We start from the raw sequence: 18699 nt of genomic DNA on the forward strand, positions 1-18699 counted from the left end.
GGAAGGTGGATTCTATGCAAAAGACCGCACTGGTCACCGGTTCCAGCCACGGCATCGGGCGCGCGACCGCCATCCGCCTCGCCGAGGCGGGATATGACATCGGCGTCACCTACCACAGCCGCGAAGAGGGCGCGCGCGAAGTCGCCGCCGTCATCGAGGGGCTCGGAAGGCGCGCCGTGACGATCCAAGCGGACGTCTCCGACCTTGAAAGCATCCGGCGGATGTACGACGCCTTCCTGGATGCCTTCGGGCGGATCGACCTGCTCGTCAACAACGCGGGCGTGGGGCTCACCGCCCCCTTCCTCGAGACGACGCCCGAGTTGTTTGAAACGGTGATCAACACCGATCTGCGGGGGAACTTCTTCGGCGCGCAGCGCGCGGCGAAGGAGATGATCTCACGCGGCGTCAGGGGCGTTATCGTCAACATCTCCTCCAACCACGCCGTCGGCTGCTGGCCCGACTGTTCCGTCTACGCGGCAGCCAAGGCAGGGCTTTCCAAGTTCACGAAAAACTGCGCCATGGAGCTTGCCCCCTACGGCATCCGGGTCGTCACCGTACAGCCCGGCTACACCGATATCGGCTGGGACAAACAGAACCCCATCTGGTCCGCGGAGCCGCGCATCCCGCTCAAGCGGTTTGCCGACCCGTCGGAAATCGCGGACGGCATCGTCTTCCTCGCCTCCGACAAGGCTGCCTATATCACCGGCGCGACCATCGATATCGACGGCGGCGCGCTGCTGGCGTGCGTGCCGGAGAACATGTTCGTTTAGCGGTGGCGGTCAAGATCGTCCCCGCCCGCTATAAGCAGGCCCCCTGCCTGCGGCTGGAAAACGAGGCGCTGCGCCTGCTGGTGCTCCCCGGACGGGGCGGGAACATCGCCTCCCTCTTTGATAAGCGCGCGGACCGGGAGCTGCTCTACCAGCGCCCCGGAGACGTCCTCCGCCCGGTCCCCCGCGGGCTGCGCTTTGAAGACGCGGAGTGCGCCGGGATCGACGACATGTTCCCCAACGCCGCCGCGGCGGCCGTTGAAACGGTGGACGGGCGGCGGGTCCGCCTGCCGGACCACGGGGAGGTCTGGTACCGGACTTTGCGCGCGCTGCGGATGGAGGACGGCGTAAGCCTGCAATACCGCAGCCGCCGGTTCCCCTGCTTCTTTGAAAAGCGTATCCGCCTCAGCGGGCCGGCGGTCCGGATGGACTACCGCGTCCGGCATACCGGAGGGCCGGGGTTCCCCTTTCTCTGGGCCGCCCATCCGCTCTTCCGGGCGGAACCGGGCATGGAGGTTCTTCTGCCCGGCGGGGAGGCAAAAGCGGATATCGCCTGCGCCGAGGGGTTTGTCCCCTCCCGCGTCCGGGAGGCCCCGCTCCGAAATCTTCCGCTGGAGGGCGGAGGAATTCTCGACCTCACCCGGATGCCTCCCGCGGGAATGGGCTGCAAATATGTCCTTTCCCGGCCGGTATCCAAAGGCTGGTGCGCCCTTTGGGCGCCGAAATCCCGCTACGCGGTCGAGATCACCTTCCCGCCCGACCGGCTCCCCTTTCTGGGAATCTGGATGGACGCGCGGGCCGGCGGTCCGGAGGAATGGCAGATCGCGCCCGAGCCCTCCACCCAGAAATCCATCCACCTGGCCGAGCGCAGCGCGGCGGACACCGGCTGGGTGGGAAGCGGGCGGCAGTCCGCCTGGTGGATCGCCTTCCGCGCGGGGCCCGCGCATGGGGCGGAGCCCGGCGGCGGGATCCGGTTTTATTGAAGTATGACAGACAGAATGGAGGGATGAGGAATGAAGGAAGAGGCCCAAAAATCCCCGGCCAAAAACGTCGTGGAGTTCCGGGAGATTTGCAAGTATTTCCCGGGCGTCCGTGCGCTTGACCGGATTTCATTCCGTGCGGAAAGCGGGCAGGTCTACGCGTTCGTCGGAGAGAACGGCGCCGGAAAATCCACGCTCTTAAAAATCCTCAACGGGGACTACACCATGACCTCCGGGAAGGTGCTGCTCAACGGACGGGAGCAGCATTTCACCTGCCCGAAGGACGCGATCGAGGCGGGCATCAGCGTCATCTATCAGGAGCGCCAGGTCATCCTCGATATGACGGTCGCGGAAAACGTCTTTTTGGGGAGCTGGGCGCGTGGGAAGGACCGCCTGATCGATTATAACCGGATGCTCGCGGAGACCCGGAAGGTCATCGAGGAATTCGGCGTCAGCATCGACCCGGCGGCCCGTGTGCGCACCCTCTCCACCGCCCACCAGCAGATGGTCGAAATCATGAAGGCCTACATCCGCAACGCAAAGGTCATCGCGTTCGACGAGCCCACCGCCAGCCTGACCGACAACGAGATCGGCGTGCTCTTCCGCATCATCCGGAAGCTGCGCGCGCAGGGAAAGATCGTATTCTACGTCTCCCACCGGATGAAGGAGCTGGAACAGATCGTCGACAGGGTGATCGTCTTCAAGGACGGGCAGCTGGTCGCGGAGGTCGGCCGGCAGGAATGCACCAACCAGGACCTTATCCGCATGATGGTCGGCCGCGATCTCGGGGACCTGTTCCAGTCGCTCGAGCGCAGCGACTCCATCGGTGAAACCATTCTCGAGGTGCGGGACCTCTGCAACTACTATGTGAAAAACGTCTCCTTCGAGCTGCATCGGGGCGAAATCCTGGGCTTTTCCGGGCTGGTCGGCGCGGGGCGCACCGAGCTCATGCGCTCGATCTACGGCGCCGATCCGACCCGCTCCGGGACCGTCCTGCTGGGCGGGAAGAAGATCGAAAACCGTTCGCCCGCGCAGGCCATCGCGAACGGGATCGCCCTCTGCCCCGAGGACCGCAAGGAGCAGGGGATCATCCCCACCCTTTCGGTCGGCATGAACATCTCCATCAGCGTGCTGAAGCGGCTGCGCAACGCCTGTCTGCTGATCGACGCCAAACGGGAGACGCAGCTGATCGAGGGCGGAATCCGCCAGTTTAAAATCCGGACGCCGAACGCGCAGAAAAAAATTCTCGAGCTCTCCGGCGGCAACCAGCAGAAGGCGGTCGTCGCCCGCGCGCACGAGACCAACCCCGACGTCATCATTCTGGACGAACCCACCAAGGGGATCGACGTGGGGGCCAAATCGGAATTCTACAAGATGATCTGCGAATATGCCCGGATGGGCAAGGGGGTCATCCTGATTTCGTCTGAGCTTCCCGAGATCATCGGGCTGAGCGACCGGATCATTGTCATGCGGGAGGGCCGCGTCACCGGCGAGGTCTCCCGGAAGGACGCCACGGAGGAACTCATTTTGCAGTACGCCATGCTGGGAGGGGACTAAGCGATGGATAAGAGAAAATCGTTTTGGAAAAACAGCGGATTCGTGGAAAAAATCGGCCTGATGGTGGCCCTGTTCGTCATTGTCGTGGTCTTTACCGTGATCAACAAGAACTATTTCAGCACCCAGAACCTACTGAACATCCTCACCTCCGCGTCCCTGACCGGCCTCGTGGCAATCGGCGAGACCTATCTGATCATCGCGGGACTGATCGACCTTTCGCCCGGCTCGATCGCCGCCTTTTCCTCGGTTGTCGCGGGGCTTCTGTTGACAATGGGCGTGCCGAGCATGCTGATCCTCCCGCTGGTCGTTCTGATCGGCCTGCTGATCGGCTTTTTAAACGGGATGGGCGTCAACAAGCTCAAGCTGGAACCGTTCATCGTCACCCTTTCCGCCATGTCGATCTTCCGGGGGCTGGGCTACATCCTCTGCGGCGGAAAACCGGTCTTCATCTCAGACAAATCCTTTACCGACATCGGCTCCAGGCAGGTCCTCGGCATCTTCAACCTGCCGGTGCTGGTACTGATCCTCGCCTTCCTCGTCTCCGCGATCGTCCTGAGCAAAACCTTCTTCGGCCGCAGCGTCTATGTGCTGGGCGGAAACAAATACGCCGCCCGGCTGGCGGGCTTAAATCCCGAAAAGATCTCCACCATCCTCTTTATGATCAGCGCGGGGCTCTCCGCGCTCGGCGGCGGACTGCTCGCCGCGCGCATGCAGTCCAGCCAGCCCTCTTCCTGCAGCGGGCTCGAGTTCGACGCGATCACCGCGTCGGTCCTCGGCGGCGTGGCGATGTCCGGCGGCGTGGGGTCGGTCGGCGGGATGATCCTCGGCGTGCTGATCCTCCAGTGCTTCAACACCGGGCTCATCATGGCGCAGGTCCAGGTCTACTGGCAGACCGTGGCGCGCGGCCTGCTCCTGCTGATCGCGCTCGCCTTCGACTTCTACCGCCGCAACAAGCACCAGAAGAAGATGCTGATGCAGAGCATCGAGGCCGGGCGTTCCGGCGCAAACTAAGTCGTCAGCGCGGCTCTGCCGCGTGGTCATTATCGGTATGAATGAGAGGAGAACTAGTATGAAAAGAACATTGGCCATTCTGCTCGCACTGACAATGGCGGTCACCCTCCTGGCCTCCTGCGCACAGTCCGCCCCCGCGGAGCCCGCGCCCGCGCCCGCATCGGCGGCCGAACCGGCGGCCGCCCCCGAAACGCAGCCCGATGCCGCGGAGCCGGCACCCGCCGAAAAGAAGGACGTCGTCATCGCCGGAATCTACAAGTTTGCCGACGCGACCTGGTTTATCAATGAGGGCGTGGCGGCCGGCGAAAAGGTGAAGGAGCTCGGCGCCAAGGACTGGATGTACCTCGACGCCAAGGACGACGGCAACCTCTTCCTCCAGATGGTCGACACCGTCATCGCACAGAAGGTGGACGGCGTCATCTGCTGCCCGCCCGACCAGACGCTTTCGCAGGTCGCGGTGGAGAAGCTCGAAAAGGCCGGCATCCCCGTTTTGGCCGCCGATGACGCGCTGATCGACGACGCGGGCAACAAAATCGCGCCTTGGGTTGGAATCGACGCCTATATGATCGGCCAGGAGAGCGCGAAGTGGCTGGTCAACTACATGCAGGAAAACAACCTGGTTGACGATCCCGAGTGCGGCATCATGATCATGACCACTGACACCGTCACCAGCTGCATCCCCCGTTCGGAGGGCCAGCTCGACATCATCGCCGAAATGCTCCCCGATTTCCCTGCGGACCACATCTTCAAGACCGACTATAAGATGGACCTGAACGTCGCGTTCCAGTCCGCCAACGGCGTGATCGTCGCCAATCCGCAGATCAAAAAGTGGATGGTCCTCACCACCGGGGACGAGGGGACCGTCGGCGCGACCCGCGCGATCGAGCAGGCCGGCCTCGCGGACGGCTCCTGCACCGTCGGGCTCGGCGGCTATCTGGCCCCCGCGGAGTTCGAAAAGGGCTCCTGCTTCAAGGCCGCCGCGTATTTCTCCGCCCTCGAGGTCGGGCGGATCAGCGCGGAGCACATCATGATGATGGTTAACGGCGAGGAGCCCCCCAAGGAGACCGCCGTCAGCTGCATCATGGTCACCAAGGACAACTACAAGGAAGCCATGCCGGAATACCTCCAGTAAGGAGGCCCCGTCAGGGGAGACCTCCTCCACATGACGCAAAAGCGGCCCCGCAAAACTGCGGGGCCGCTTTTTCTTTCGCTTCCGCCGCTCCCGGCGGCAATTTGAACGGTTCGGTTGGGCGCGCCATAGACTGATATGGGAGAATTCCCAATCCATTTTTACGGAGAGATGCCACATGACAATATACCCAAACTCCAGCGCCCCCAACAACTCCGCCCGGTGCTGTCCGGTCCCTCCCCCGCCGCCCTGCTGTCCTCCGCCATGCAGACCCGGAACCGCCGGCAACGGGCTTGCCGCCTACGGCGGTCTCTACAACGCCACCACCCAGCTCCTGTTCTTTACGCAGGCGGACACCTATCTCCCGGTTTCCCTAAACACCCCGATGTCCGCCCGGAATGTCGCTTACCCCGCCGCGAACTCCCTGATGGTGGCCGAGCCGGGGGACTACGAAATCAACTACAACGTCCTGCTGAACGCCAATAAGGCGGTGGACGCCGCGATCGGCGTGCGCAGGAACGGCGCCATCATCCAGCAGACCCGCGGCTCGCAGACCCTATCCGCCGACGGCAGCACCGGACTGACCTTTGACGCGAGGCTCTCCTGCTCGACGATCGTGACGCTGGCCGCCAACGACGTCCTGGACCTGGCGATCGCGATCCTGCGGACGCTTCCCGCCAATCTGGACGCAATCATCAACGGCAACGCGAACGCGACCCTGACGGTCAAAAAGCTGGACCCGATCGCATAAACACGCGGCAGAGGGCCCGCCGGAATTTCCGGCGGGCCCTCTGCCCTTTTGTATCATGATGAGCGGTTACGCGTTGCAGGCGGCGCACAGCCGCTCCCACCTGCGGTCGACCTCCTTCTGGCAGGTCTCGATCATCCACTCGTTTCCCGGTGCGAACATGTGCTTGAACCGGCCCTGCCGCTTGAGGTACTCTTCGACCGGAAGCTTGTTCTTGGGCTGGTAGTTGAGCACCCACCGGCCCTCGATGACCTCAAACAGCGGCCAGACGCAGGTCTCCACCGCCAGCCTGGTGATCTCCATCAGTTCCTCGGAGGGGTAGCGCCAGCCGCGCGGGCAGGGGGCCATGACGTTCAGGAAGGCCGGCCCGGGCGTGTAAATCGCGCGCTCCGCCTTTTCGCTGATGTCCCGGAAGTTTCCGAGGAAGGTCGTCTGGGCTACATAGGGGATGTGGTGCTCCGCGACGATGCGGGTCAAATCCTTTTTCTCCTGCGTTTTCCCAGGGACGACCCGGCCCGCCGGGGAGGTCGTCGCGTCCGCGAAGTGCGGCGTGGAGGAGGACCGCTGGATTCCCGTGTTCATATAGGCCTCGTTGTCATAGCAGACATAGACCATGTCATGCCCGCGTTCCAGCGCGCCGGACAGCGACTGGAAGCCGATGTCGTAGGTGCCCCCATCCCCGCCGAACGCAATAAATTTGCAGTTTTCCTTCACCTTGCCCTGCTTTTTGAGGGAGGCGTACGCCGTCTCCACGCCTGAAATGGTCGCGCCCGCGTTTTCAAACGCGCTGTGGATAAAGCTGTCCTTCCAGGCCGTATACGGATATAAAAACGTGGACACCTCGAGACAGCCGGTCGCGCAGCAGACGACCGCCCGGTCCTCCGGTTTGACGGCGCGCAGCACCGTCCTGACCGCGATGGGGGACCCGCATCCCGCGCACATCCGGTGCCCGCCCGAGAGCCGCTCGGGTTTCGCCAGTTCTTCCTTTAAGCTGTATGACATGTTTTCTCCTCCTTATCCCCGCACATCCAGCCAGCGGCAGGGCTCCGCCGCCGCTCCGGTCCGGAGCGTCTCCTCGAGCTCTCCAAACACCCGCTCCATGCTGTCCACCGTCACATCCCGCCCGCCGAGGCCGTAGGTGTAGCTGACGAGCAAGGGACGCGGCGCGGCGCCGTACAGGGCCGCGCAGACCTCCGCGAACAGCGGGCCGCCCGCCGCGGAGAAGCCCGCGCACTTGTCCATTACCGCGACGGCGCCGCAGTTTTGGAGCGCCGCCGCGAGCTCCTCCGCCGGGAAGGGCCGGAAGGCGCGGATTTTCACGAGCCCGACCCGCTTCCCCGCCGCGCGGAGGCGTTCGACCGCGGCCTTCGCGGTCCCGGCCGACGAACCGATCAGCACCAGCGCACATTCCGCGTCCTCCATCCGGCAGGTCTCGATGAGGCCGTACCCGCGCCCGGTCATTCGCTCAAACTCGCGCGCGACATCCAGGATGACCCGTTTGGCATTGATCATCCCTTGCGCCTGGTGGCGCTTGTGCTCCATATAGTAGGCGGGGACGTCATATGGACCGACCGACATCGGCTCCGGCCCGAGCAGGCTGTGCTCCGGACGGTACTGGCCGGCAAACGCCCGGACCGCGTCGGTTTCAACCAGCTCGATATTCTCGATCGCGTGGCTGGTGATGAAGCCGTCCTGGCAGACCATGACCGGAAGCTGCACGTCCGGATGCTCGGCGATCCGCATCGCCTGAAGCATGTTGTCGTACGCCTCCTGGTTGGTCTCCGCGTAGAGCTGGAGCCAGCCGCTGTCCCGGGCGCCCATCGAATCGCTGTGGTCGTTGTTGATGTTGATCGGCCCCGAAAGCGCCCGGTTGACGCACGCGAGGGTGATCGGCAGGCGGGAGGACGCCGCCACATACAGCAGCTCCCACATCAGCGCAAGCCCGCAGGAGGAGGTCGCCGTCACCGCGCGCGCGCCCGCGGCCTCCGCGCCGATGCAGGCGGAGAGGGCGCTGTGCTCCGATTCGACCGGGATAAAAGCGGTGTCGACCTCCCCGTTGGCGACATACTGGGAAAAATACTGGGGGATTTCGGTGGAGGGCGTAATGGGGAACGCCCCCATGACGTCCGGGTTTATCTGCTTGAGCGCGTATGCCACCGCCTCGTTTCCCGAGAGCCGTTCACGGATTCCCATCGCCGTTCACCTCCTGATGCGTTTCCTTTTCAAAGCTGATCGCCTGGAAGGGGCAGACCTTGAAGCAGATTCCGCAGCCCTTGCAGTAGAAATAGTCGAAATCCTCCCGTTTACCGTCCTTTACCGGAATAGCCATGTCTGGACAAGTTGGGGCGCAAAGAAGGCACTGCCTGCACCGATCCGCGTGGAAGACCGGGCGCATGACCCTCCAGTCCCCCGTCTTCACCGCCGAAGCGGTTCCGCCCTCATAGACCGCGCCGCCCGGTGTAATCTCCTGCCAGCGGATATCCTCCCGGATTTCCGCCGCTCGTTTGCTATTCACCCGATGAGCACCTCCTGCATCGCTTTGACAAGCGCCCGCATATTTCCCTCGATCATCTGGGGCTTGGTGGCGAACTTGTGCGCGAAGGACTGGCGCATGTCCTTCACGAAGTTTTCTTCCGGGATGACGCCGCTCACCTTCACCACCGCGCCGAGCATCGGCGTGTTCGGGAAGTTCTTTCCAAGCGTCTCCTCCGAGATCCGTCCCGCGTCCACCGTACAGATTTTTCCCTGGTAGCCGTGCAGGCTCCCACGCAGTTCCTCCGGCTTTTTGTCCGAATTGACGATCACCGCGCCCTCTTCGCTGAGCCCCTTCGTCACGTCGACCGCGTAGAGCAGCGTCTCGTCCACCACCACAACGTAGTCGGGTTCATAGATGTTGCTGTGCACCGTGCAGCGCTCCCGGCTGATCCGGTTGTAGGCGGTGATGGGCGCGCCCATCCGCTCGGGCCCGTATTCCGGGAATCCCTGCACATACCTGCCGGTGTTGAAGGCTGCGTCCGCAAGCAGCAGCGACGCCGTCTTTGCGCCCTGGCCGCCGCGGCCGTGCCATCTGATCTCCACAATCTCTTTCATCTTAACCTCCCGTCCGGTACAGGCGCGCGAAGACGGGGACGGATAAAAACTCTTCCATTGTCAGCCCGCATTCCCCGAGGTCGCGCGGATTGTCCTGTCCTTTCTTGTAATCAGCATGATAGTCGGAGCCGCCCGAGACAAACAGCCCCTCCGGCATCCGCGACCGCACCTCCGCCCAGATCGCTTCCGGCGGGCGGCGGTCCTTGCAGGTCGTCTTATCGTAGGTATAGCGCACCTCCATGCCGTCGAGCCCGGCCCCGGCCAGCCGCTCGATCAGCCGCCACCGCCCGATCCGCTCCCCCTGGAAGCGGACCTGCTCGTCAATCAGATAGGGATGCGCGAGGATCGCCGTCCCGCCCGCGCGGTGGATCGCCTCGATGATCCGCAGCGCGCCGGGCTTCTCCCGCTCGACATTGAGGGCGGGGTCCTCCCGGACCAGGAGCTTCGCCTCGCTCCAGGCAGAGACGTACCCCTTTGCCGCCATGTAGTCAAAAATCGCTTTCTTTTGCAGCTCCGCGACGGGGATCTCCCGCCCGCCCGCGGCGAGCAGCTCCGCGAGGTCGATCCGGTAGCCCCGTTCGTTCAGCCTGCGGATGAGCTCGAGGTAGGAGCCCGACTTGCTCTCCGCGATGCGGGCGACCTCCCGGGCCATATCAGGCCCCTCCCAGTCGCAGCCGAGGCCGACGATGTGGACGTCCTGAATCTCCGTTTCGCAGGAAAACTCGATGCCGCGCAGCAGGCAGACGCCCCGCTCCCCGGCATAGGCGTGGATTTCCCGGACGCTCCCGTCGGGGAGGGACACCTCCGCCGGCGGCAGGACGTCGTGGTCGGTGATTGCGAGGGCCCTGAGCCCGCGCGCCGCCGCGCGGTCGATCGACTCCCGGGGAGTGTCGTTCCCGTCCGACCGGGTCGTGTGGCTGTGCAGGTCGCATTCGTAAGCAGCCCGGCCGGCCGGGCCTACCGTGACAGGTTTCACAGCTCGACGTCCTCCCCGGCGAACAGCCGAATGAACTTCTCCATCAGCAGGGAGGCCGCGTTCTCGACCGCCTCGTCGAAGGCGACCGGGGCGACGTCCGGGTTCTCAAGCTGTCTGCGGGACTCCCCGAGATAGACCTGCTTGAGCGCGGTGGAAAGATTGATCTTCGCGGCGCCGAGGGCGATCAGCCGGCGGAAATCCGCCGCGGGCAGCCCCGTGCCGCCATGGATGACGATGGGGACCGGCTGCGCGGCGAGCCGCTCCACCAGCCCGAAATTGAGCGCCGGCACGCCGGTATACAGCCCGTGCGCCGTCCCGATGGAGGGCGCGATGGCATCCACGCCCGCCCCTTCGATGAAGGCGAGCGTGTCCTCATAGGACGCGGCGCTGGCGGTCTTGCTCGAGACCTCCTCCTCCACGCCCAAGATGACGCCCACCTCCCCCTCGACCGCAACGCCGCGCGGGTGCGCGTACGCGGCCATTTCACGGGTCTTCCGGATGTTCTCCTCCAGCGGCAGCGCGGAATAGTCCATCATGACCGCGTCCCATCCGGCGTCGGCGCAGGCGCGCGCCAGTTCTTCGTCCCTGCAGTGGTCCAAATGCAGCGCGACGGGGACGGACGCCGCCGAACGCAGCCCGTCGATCATCCGGAACATCTCGGAGACCCCATAGCGCCGCACCGTACCGACGGAGGGCTGCAGGATTACCGGGCGCCCCGCCCGTTCGGCCGCGTGGATGACCGCGCGCGCGGTGTTGTAGTTGAGGATGTTGATGGATGCACAGGCGGTCGAGGACTCCCTCGCCCGCCTCAAAACGCGGACAAACAGATTGCCGTTCATAACAGCCTCGCTTTCCGGCAGGCGGAACGCGGCTGTTTCCCGCTCTCCCTGCGGCATACCGCGGCCGAATGCCTGATTATTTGGTTTCGTATTCAAAATGGAGTTTGATCTTATCCCCCCGGAAGAGCACCTTGCTGTATTCAAAGATGCGCCCAGCCGGGGACTTGTTGACGTCCTCAAGCATCAGGAGAGGAAACCTTCGGTCGATCTCCAGCAGCTCCGCCTCCTCCTCGGTGGCCAGCACCGATTCGAGCGATTCGGAAACCGCGGCGGCCTTCAGTCCGAACTGTTTTTCCACGATCACGCAGAGCTGCTCGGTCTCCAGGTACTCCTCCGTGAGGGAGGGGCACATGGCCTTCGGCAGGTAGGAGAGATGCAGGCTGAGCGGGCAGCCCTCGACCAGGCGCACCCGTTCGATGAAGACGACCTCGTCCCCACGGGTGATCCCCAGCTTTCCGGCGATGTGCGCGTTCGCCCTGACCGTTTCGAAGCGGACGAGGCGGGTCGAGGTCTGATAACCCATCCGTTCCAGCTGCTCGCGCACGCCCATGTAGGCCAGCGATTTCGTGGAGATTTTGGGCTCGGCGACAAACGTGCCCTTCCCCTGCACGCGGTAGAGCATCCCTTCGTTCACCAGCTGGGTAATGACGGCGCGCACCGTCATCCGGCTGATGCTGTACATCCGGCTGAGTTCAATCTCAGACGGGATGGCATGATTCACTTCCCATTCCTTGTTGAGGATCGCGGTGCGCAGGATGTCCTCCAATTGCGCGTACAGCGGCTTCGGGCTGTTTTTGTCCAGTACCATACTTTCCCTCCGGTTTCCGACGCTTTATCAGCAGTTGGAAATTTTTATGTATCCTCCTTCATTATATTACGTGTCTGGACAATGTCAAGCAAGCGGACAGGGTCGTGCCAAACGCCTGTAGACAGGCATTTGGCGTGCAAGCGGGATAGACAGGAACCGTCCCCGGCGCGGCAGCCTCCCTCTCCGCCTTTACTTGAACGTTCCTGTATATACAAATATAGTAGCGTCTGCGGACCCACTTGTCAAGAGATTTATATGCACAAAATCATACTTGCACAATATATGATCGTATTGGTATAATCATGTTAGGTTGATTTAACAACGGAGGTGCGTTATGAAAGAATTGTATACCATTGGCGAAACCGCGGCCTTGATGGGCATTACAACGCGCACCCTGCGCTACTACAATTCCATGGGGCTGATCTCCCCCTCCTACACCGACCCGGACACCGGGTACCGCTACTACTCCTTCAAGCAGTTTCACTACATCGACCGCATCAAGTACCTGCAGAGCTTCGGCCTGTCGCTCGAGAGCATCAAGGAGGTCATCCTCTCGGGAAGCGTGGAAACGCTGCTCTCCCACCTCAACGAGCAGCGGGAAAAACAGCGGCGCGCCATCGAGGAATCGGAAAAAATCCTGCGGGACATCGAGTGGTATATCGAATACTTCACCTACGGGGCCTCCGGCAGACCGCCCGAGGAGTTTTACCGCGTCCATCTGGAGGAGCGGTATATCCTCAACACCCCCTGTTTCGCGGGGGAGCCCGTCGACGAAAAGGCGGTGCGGCTGGCCGCCCTGAAGAGCCGGAAGCAGGAGGAACGCCTCGCCTACCGCCGCCAATACGGCTTCCTGATGGATTTCGACGCCATGCTCGAGGGCCGCTTTCTGGAGGCTGGCTACTTCGTCTACCTCCGGGAGAAGCCCGCCGTCCTCTCCCCGGGCATCCGCAGCCTGCCCGCCGGGGAGTACCTCTGCTTTCGCTCGCGGATTTTCCTCGACGACATCGACACCCACCGCATCCGGGACTACATTCGGGAGCCGCCCCCGCACACGCTCGTCATCGCCAACGAGTATGAGGACAACCTTAAGGAGTACGAGCGGGCGGAGTACGAAATCCAGATCCTCCTCTGAAAAAACGGGAACCAAAGGTTCTTCGGCCCGCCGGACGGCCGGCCTGACAGGATTGTTGACGTTTGAGACAGCCCTGCCAGGCCGACCGTTTTGTGTTTCCCACACGCGGGTTGTATTGGCTTGTTTGATCAATAATTGGCTAAATCTACAGAATATTTTGTTCGATTCTCCAACAAAACGTGAATAGACCTTTACGTAGCGTCAAGGTCTACAATGAGGTCGTCAAGCGGGCAACTGTTAAAATCCCCTGTACCGTCGGGCCTGGTCGCGACAGGCCCCGGACGGCGCGGAACCATTCACCGGACACCGGCGATACCAATTTTTGAGGTGAGTTATGATGAACCAAATGAAAGACGATACCGGGCTTCTTTACGCGGGAGACGAGCTGGACGGGGACGTCCTGCATGCGGACGCGCCCCCGATTTTCCTCGCCAGCGCCTACGCCATGGGCGACCTGCACGAGCTCGTCGAAACGGTGGACGCGGACGGCTACGTCTACAACCGGATCGCAAACCCCGACCGCAACGCGCTGGGCAAGGCGATCTCCTACCTGGAGAACGGGCAGAAGACCTTCGTCTGTTCCTCCGGCATGGCGGCGATCAACCTTGCCCTGCACACCTGCACCAAACAGGGGGATCACATCCTGGCCAACAGCTCGCTCTACGGCGAGACGATCGACCTGATGGACAACATCCTCCCCCGGTACGGGATTGAGACAAGCTATGCCAATTTTACCAACCCGGACGAAATCCGCAAGGCGATCCGGCCCAATACAAAGGTCCTCTACACCGAAGTGATCTCCAATCCACTCACCACGCTGGTGGACCTGGACGAGGTCGCGGCTGTCGCGCACGGCGCGCGCGCCGTCCTGATGGTGGACAGCACCTTTACCACCCCGTTCGTCATCAAGCCGCTGGAGCACGGCGCGGACCTTGTCATGCACAGCCTCACCAAGTATTTCGGCGGCCACAGCGATCTGACGGCGGGCTCCATCACCTACAACGATCCCGAGATCGGCGCGGAGCTGCGCAACCAGTATATCCTGACCGGCTGCTGCGCGGACCCGGTGTCCTCGTGGCTCTGCCTGCGCAGCGTCCGCACGATGGGCCTGCGCGTCAGAAAGCAGATCGAAAACGCCGAACTGCTCTCCCGGGCGCTGCTTAAAAATCCGCACGTACGGCGCGTCAACCATCCGAGCCTCGACACCCACCCGCAGCGGGAGCTGGCCAAGCGGATGTTCCCCCACGGCTGCGGGGCGATGCTGAGTTTTTCGGTGGCGGACGACCGGGAGAAGATCAACGAATTCCTGCACCGTCTCCAGTTCGTCAAATACCTGACCACGCTGGGCGGCCTGCGCACCAGCATGTCCCATCCGGTTTCCTCCTCCCACTACGGCGTGCCCGAGGAAATCCGCCTCAAGATGGGAATCCACGAGGGGCTGCTGCGCGTCTCGGTGGGAACGGAGGACATTGACGACCTGATTTCCGAATTCAATTCCGCATTGGACGTATTCACCTGACAGATCAGATGAGGAGGAAAGATAATGGATTTCCTGGTTAACGGCATACAGGCGGTCGCCAATTTCCTGTGGGGGACCCCGATGACGATCGCCCTGCTGGGCATCGGTATCTACATGACGATCAAGTTCAAATTCAAATACCAGTTCTCCCTCAAGTTCATGTTCCAGAATTCCATCGGCAAGCTCTTCAAGAAGGGGGAAAAAGGCGAGGGGACCATCTCCAGCTTCGCGGCCGGATGTACGGCGCTCGCCAGCACGGTCGGGGTCGGGAACATCGCCGGCGTCGCGACGGCGGTCACGATGGGCGGCCCCGGCGCCATCGTCTGGATGTGGGTCGCCGGACTGGTGGGCATGTCCACCAAGGCGGCCGAGATTATCCTCGGGCAGCGATACCGCGTCCGGTATAAATCCTCCAACGAGTTCATGTGCGAGCGCGCGTTCGTCGTGCGCGACGCCATGGGCTGGAAGGTCGGCGGCTTCCTGGTCGGCCTGTGGTGCGTCATCTCCGGGCCCTGGTCCAACCTGACCCAGAGCGAGGCGTTCACCAACTCGATCCACGAGGCGTTCGGCATCGACAAGCGCTTCATCCTCGCCTTCCTCGGCATCACGGTGTTCATCACTGTCGCCGGCGGCCTCAAGCGGATCTCCGCCGTTGCGGAAAAGGCCGTCCCCTTCATGGCGATCCTCTATATCGTCGCCTGCGTCGGCATCCTGGTCATTTTCCATGACCGGATCCCCGCGGCCTTCGGCTCGATCTTCTCCCACGCCTTTACCCCGATCGCCGGCATCGGCGGCTTTGCGGGCGCCACCGTCCGCGACGCGGTCCGCTACGGCCTCGCGCGCGGGATGTATTCCAACGACGCCGGCACCGGGCTCGGCATCGTCCTGCACGCCCCGGCCAGGACCGACCATCCGGTCCGCCAGAGCGCGTGGGCATGGGGCGAAATCTTCGTGGACACCATCGTCATCTGCACGATGACCGCGCTCACCCTGATCATCACCAACTCCTACATCGACTACGGCGACATCACCAGTGGCCAGCTCTCCACGATCTCCTTCCGCATGGCTTACGGCGAGTGGGGCGCCTACCTGATGGCGATCATCCTGGGCTTCTTCGTCTGGACGACGATCATCGCGCTCTTCTATTCCTGCGAAAAGTCGCTGAACTTCTGTCTGGGCAAGCGGCGGCTGACGCCCGTGCTCAAATACGCCCACATCTGCTACTACGTCCTGCCGCTGGTCTTCCTCTCCACGCTGGACGTCGCCGCGATCTGGGCCCTGCAGGACCTCATCAGCGCCGTCTTCATCCTGCTGACGGTCACGCTGATCATCGGAAACCGCAAGGAGATCATGCGCCTCTTCCACGACTTCTTTGACAATTACCTGCCCGCGCTCAAGCGCGGCGAAAACCCCGAGCCGGTGATCTACGGCGAGGTGGTCGACGACGAGGCCTCCGCGAAGGCCTAAACGAACCAAAGGACGGGAGCGGCCGGGGAGCCCCGGGTTCCCCGCCGCTTCCGCCATTGAAAGGCAGGGGTCGCATGTTTGATCTGAAACTTGAAAACGGCATCATCGTCACGATGGAGCCCGGCTGCCGGCCGTTCGTCGGCTCCATCGGCGTGACGGACGGACGGTTTGCCGCGGTATGCGAGGGCGCGCTCCCCGGCGAGGCGCGGGAGCGCGTCGACGCGGCGGGCAAAATCATCTTCCCCGGCATGGTCAACGGCCACGTCCACGGCGACATGACCGTCCTGCGTGGGCTTGGGGATGGCCTCACACTGCTGGAGCAGAACGAAATTTACGAGCCGCGCCGCTACTTCCTGGAGGACCTCACGAAGGAGGACCTCTTCTGGTCGCGCCAGCTGACCTATATCGAGGCGATCATGTCCGGCACCACCTTCCTCCTCGAGCACGAGTACACCTCCCTCGGGAAGGACTCGATACGGGCGATGGCCGAAACGGGAATCCGGGGCGGCGTCTCCGACGACATCCAGGACCGTCTCGCCGCCGGCGGGGCAAAAGCCCTGCGGGAGGACTATGCGGCGTTCTTTTCGGAGTGCCGGGAACAGGGCATCCTGCCCGTCGTCAGCAGCCTTTCGGAGGAATTTTTCGACGAGGAGCAACTGCGCCTGATCGAGGAATTCGCGCGCGACAGCGGGGTGCTCATTACCCAGCATTTCGCCGAGACCGACTGGCGATCCCGCCACATCGCCGAGCATTTCCGCACAACCCCCGTGCGCTACCTCCAGGAGCGCGGGCTTCTCGATATCGCCCCCATCATCGGCTCCCATGCGGTGCAGGTGGACCGGGAGGAGGTTGGGATGCTCGGCAGGGCCGATTTCCGCGTCGTCAACACCCCGCTCTGCGAGATGAAGATCGCTGACGGGGTCGCGCCGATCCCCGATTACCTCGCCGCGGGCGTCCCGGTCGGGCTCGGCACCGACGGCGGGCTGTGGAACAACAGCAACGACCTCTTCCGCGAGATCAAGGGGATCCTGCTCCTGCACGCGATCACGGGCGGCGTCCGCGCGGTCAGCGCACGGCAGGCGCTCGAGATGGCCACCATCCAGGGGGCGCGGGTCTTTGGGCTGGAAAAGGAGCTCGGGAGCATTGCAGTCGGCAAGCGCGCCGATTTCATCACGATCGATACCGACGCGCCCCACCTCTGCCCGCTGCGCCTCGGCCACTACGACAACGTCCTCTCCACCCTCGCCTACAGCGTGACGGGGCAGGACGTGCGCGACAGCTATATCGGCGGGCGCGCGGTCATGCGCGACCGCAGCCTCTGCCGCGTGGACCGGAAACGGATCATGGAGGCCGCGCGGGAGGCCGGGGAACGGGTACTCGCGCGGTACGGCCCGCGGGAGCTCCTCCGGCCGGAGAACTGAACCGCGGGGCCGTCCACAAACCAGAGGATGTTTTGCTCGCGCAAACACATCCCAGCTTTAGGAGGAACACCATGGAATTCAATTGGAACACGCCGGTCAGGCTCACCTTTGGCCCCGGGAAAATCAGGGAGGCCGGAGAAGTTGTAAAGCAGTATGGGAAAAAGGCGATGATCGTCACGACCGGGCCCTTCTTCCGGGAAAACGGCCTGCTCGCACGGCTGGAAAAAATCCTTTCGGACAGCGGCGTCGCGTCGGTGGCGTTCACCGATATCAGCCCCAACCCTCTCTCGGTCGATGTCGACCGGGCCGCGGCGCTTGCCATGGACAGCGGCGTCGACGTCCTGATCGGCCTCGGCGGCGGCAGCGCGATCGACGCCGCCAAGGGGATCGCAATTGCGGCGGGGCACCGGGGAAAGATCTGGGACTTCGCCCCTACCCCGAGCGGCGGACGGCAGGCGATCACGGGCGCGACCTTACCGGTCGTTGCAGTTACCACCACGTCGGGCACCGGCAGCCACGTGACCCAGTATGTGGTCATCACCAACCCCGAAACAAAGGAAAAGCCCGGCTTCGGCTGCGACTACACCTGGGCCAGGCACGCGATTATCGACCCCGAGCTCATGCTCAGCCTGCCTCCGAGGATTACGGCGAGCACCGGCTTCGACGTCTTCTGCCACGCGCTTGAGGCCTACACCAGCCGCATGTCCACCCCCATCTCCGACCTCTACGCCGAGCGGGCGATCTCGATAGTCGGCAGATACCTGCGCGAGGCGGTCATACAGGGCGGCAGCCTCGAGGCCCGCTCGCAGATGGCGCTGGCGGACACGCTGGCGGGCATCGCCATCTCGATGGGCGGCGTGACCAACTGCCATGCCGTCGCCCATGCCGCTGGCGGCATCGACAACGTCGTGCACGGCGAATTCCTGGCGGCGCTCGCGCCGGTCGTCTACGAGTACGACATGCGCTCCAATCCGGACAAATACAAGGTGGTCGGGAAGCTGCTGAACCCCGCGGCTAAGACGGAGGGCCGCTCCGACGAGGAACTGCTGGCCGGCTCGATCGATGAGATCAGGGCGCTGCTCCGGGATATCGGGCTCGACAAGACGCTGCGCGAGGTCGGGGTGGGCCCGGACGTGCGTGCGATCGCCGAGGCGACGGTCGCCTATATGGGCGTGGGGCTGGATAACGACTATCAGACCCTGGACGCCGCCGACATCACCCGCCTGCTTGAAAAAGCCTACTGATTGCTGGAGGG

At 63.3% G+C, this 18699-nt stretch carries 18 protein-coding genes; 11 read left to right on the plus strand and 7 right to left on the minus strand.

The genetic code is table 11. From position 1 onward, the window contains the following. Window positions 1-14 precede the first annotated feature (14 nt). The 6 genes from C1A13_RS11620 to C1A13_RS14660 all read left to right on the plus strand — a co-directional run bounded on the left by C1A13_RS11620 (window position 15) and on the right by C1A13_RS14660 (window position 6195). The gene (locus C1A13_RS11620; protein WP_101552167.1) at window positions 15-770 is read left to right on the plus strand and encodes an SDR family NAD(P)-dependent oxidoreductase; all 756 of its coding nucleotides are present in this window, start codon (window positions 15-17) and stop codon (window positions 768-770) included. Between the two features lie 2 nt (window positions 771-772). Further along, on the plus strand, window positions 773-1750 hold the full coding sequence (locus C1A13_RS11625; RefSeq protein ID WP_101552169.1) for a hypothetical protein: 978 nt from the start codon (window positions 773-775) through the stop codon (window positions 1748-1750). Window positions 1751-1780: 30 nt separating this feature from the next. Then, window positions 1781-3304 carry a sugar ABC transporter ATP-binding protein gene (locus tag C1A13_RS11630; protein WP_101552171.1) on the plus strand — a complete coding sequence of 508 codons (1524 nt, stop codon included), beginning with the start codon at window positions 1781-1783 and terminating at the stop codon, window positions 3302-3304. A gap of 3 nt (window positions 3305-3307) precedes the next feature. Beyond that, the gene (locus tag C1A13_RS11635) at window positions 3308-4315 is read left to right on the plus strand and encodes an ABC transporter permease (protein WP_101552173.1); all 1008 of its coding nucleotides are present in this window, start codon (window positions 3308-3310) and stop codon (window positions 4313-4315) included. Between the two features lie 58 nt (window positions 4316-4373). After that, window positions 4374-5447 (plus strand): substrate-binding domain-containing protein, encoded by a 1074-nt coding sequence (locus tag C1A13_RS11640; RefSeq protein ID WP_101552174.1) that lies wholly within the window; start codon window positions 4374-4376, stop codon window positions 5445-5447. Between the two features lie 175 nt (window positions 5448-5622). After that, on the plus strand, window positions 5623-6195 hold the full coding sequence (locus C1A13_RS14660) for a hypothetical protein (protein WP_146021723.1): 573 nt from the start codon (window positions 5623-5625) through the stop codon (window positions 6193-6195). Between the two features lie 66 nt (window positions 6196-6261). Here the strand turns inward: C1A13_RS14660 and C1A13_RS11650 are convergent, their stop codons facing one another. The 7 genes from C1A13_RS11650 to C1A13_RS11680 all read right to left on the minus strand — a co-directional run bounded on the left by C1A13_RS11650 (window position 6262) and on the right by C1A13_RS11680 (window position 11905). Continuing rightward, the gene (locus tag C1A13_RS11650) at window positions 6262-7194 is read right to left on the minus strand and encodes a thiamine pyrophosphate-dependent enzyme (RefSeq protein WP_101552177.1); all 933 of its coding nucleotides are present in this window, start codon (window positions 7192-7194) and stop codon (window positions 6262-6264) included. 12 nt (window positions 7195-7206) lie between these two features. Further along, window positions 7207-8385, minus strand: coding sequence for a pyruvate ferredoxin oxidoreductase (gene porA, locus C1A13_RS11655; RefSeq protein WP_101552179.1), 1179 nt, complete (start codon window positions 8383-8385; stop codon window positions 7207-7209). Next, window positions 8372-8707 (minus strand): 4Fe-4S dicluster domain-containing protein, encoded by a 336-nt coding sequence (locus C1A13_RS11660; RefSeq protein WP_101552181.1) that lies wholly within the window; start codon window positions 8705-8707, stop codon window positions 8372-8374. The genes porA and C1A13_RS11660 overlap by 14 nt, the downstream gene beginning before the upstream one ends. Further along, window positions 8704-9282, minus strand: coding sequence for a 2-oxoacid:acceptor oxidoreductase family protein (locus tag C1A13_RS11665; RefSeq protein ID WP_101552183.1), 579 nt, complete (start codon window positions 9280-9282; stop codon window positions 8704-8706). Before C1A13_RS11665 ends, C1A13_RS11660 begins: the two co-directional genes overlap by 4 nt. Window position 9283: 1 nt before the next feature. Continuing rightward, window positions 9284-10258, minus strand: a complete 975-nt coding sequence (locus tag C1A13_RS11670; RefSeq protein ID WP_101552185.1) for a PHP domain-containing protein — start codon at window positions 10256-10258, stop codon at window positions 9284-9286. Further along, window positions 10255-11097, minus strand: a complete 843-nt coding sequence (locus C1A13_RS11675) for a class II fructose-bisphosphate aldolase (RefSeq protein ID WP_158595546.1) — start codon at window positions 11095-11097, stop codon at window positions 10255-10257. Before C1A13_RS11675 ends, C1A13_RS11670 begins: the two co-directional genes overlap by 4 nt. A gap of 76 nt (window positions 11098-11173) precedes the next feature. Beyond that, entirely contained in the window at window positions 11174-11905 is a 732-nt protein-coding gene (locus tag C1A13_RS11680; RefSeq protein WP_101552190.1) for a GntR family transcriptional regulator, read from the minus strand. Window positions 11906-12239: 334 nt separating this feature from the next. On the opposite strand from C1A13_RS11680, the gene C1A13_RS11685 reads away from it, so the two are divergent. The 5 genes from C1A13_RS11685 (at window position 12240) to C1A13_RS11705 (ending at window position 18688) form a co-directional block, all read left to right on the plus strand. Next, entirely contained in the window at window positions 12240-13037 is a 798-nt protein-coding gene (locus C1A13_RS11685; protein WP_101552193.1) for a MerR family transcriptional regulator, read from the plus strand. Between the two features lie 337 nt (window positions 13038-13374). Continuing rightward, entirely contained in the window at window positions 13375-14556 is a 1182-nt protein-coding gene (locus C1A13_RS11690; protein ID WP_101553271.1) for a trans-sulfuration enzyme family protein, read from the plus strand. A 24-nt stretch (window positions 14557-14580) separates the two neighbouring features. Continuing rightward, window positions 14581-16023 carry an alanine/glycine:cation symporter family protein gene (locus C1A13_RS11695; protein ID WP_101552195.1) on the plus strand — a complete coding sequence of 481 codons (1443 nt, stop codon included), beginning with the start codon at window positions 14581-14583 and terminating at the stop codon, window positions 16021-16023. A gap of 74 nt (window positions 16024-16097) precedes the next feature. Then, complete coding sequence (locus tag C1A13_RS11700; protein ID WP_101552197.1) at window positions 16098-17444, plus strand: amidohydrolase family protein; 1347 nt, start codon at window positions 16098-16100, stop codon at window positions 17442-17444. A gap of 71 nt (window positions 17445-17515) precedes the next feature. After that, window positions 17516-18688 (plus strand): iron-containing alcohol dehydrogenase, encoded by a 1173-nt coding sequence (locus tag C1A13_RS11705; protein ID WP_101552199.1) that lies wholly within the window; start codon window positions 17516-17518, stop codon window positions 18686-18688. Window positions 18689-18699: the final 11 nt, after the last annotated feature.

Origin of the sequence: Anaerotruncus massiliensis (ex Togo et al. 2026), from assembly GCF_900199635.1 — a bacterium.
Classification (GTDB): Bacteria; Bacillota; Clostridia; order Oscillospirales; family Ruminococcaceae; genus Anaerotruncus; species Anaerotruncus massiliensis.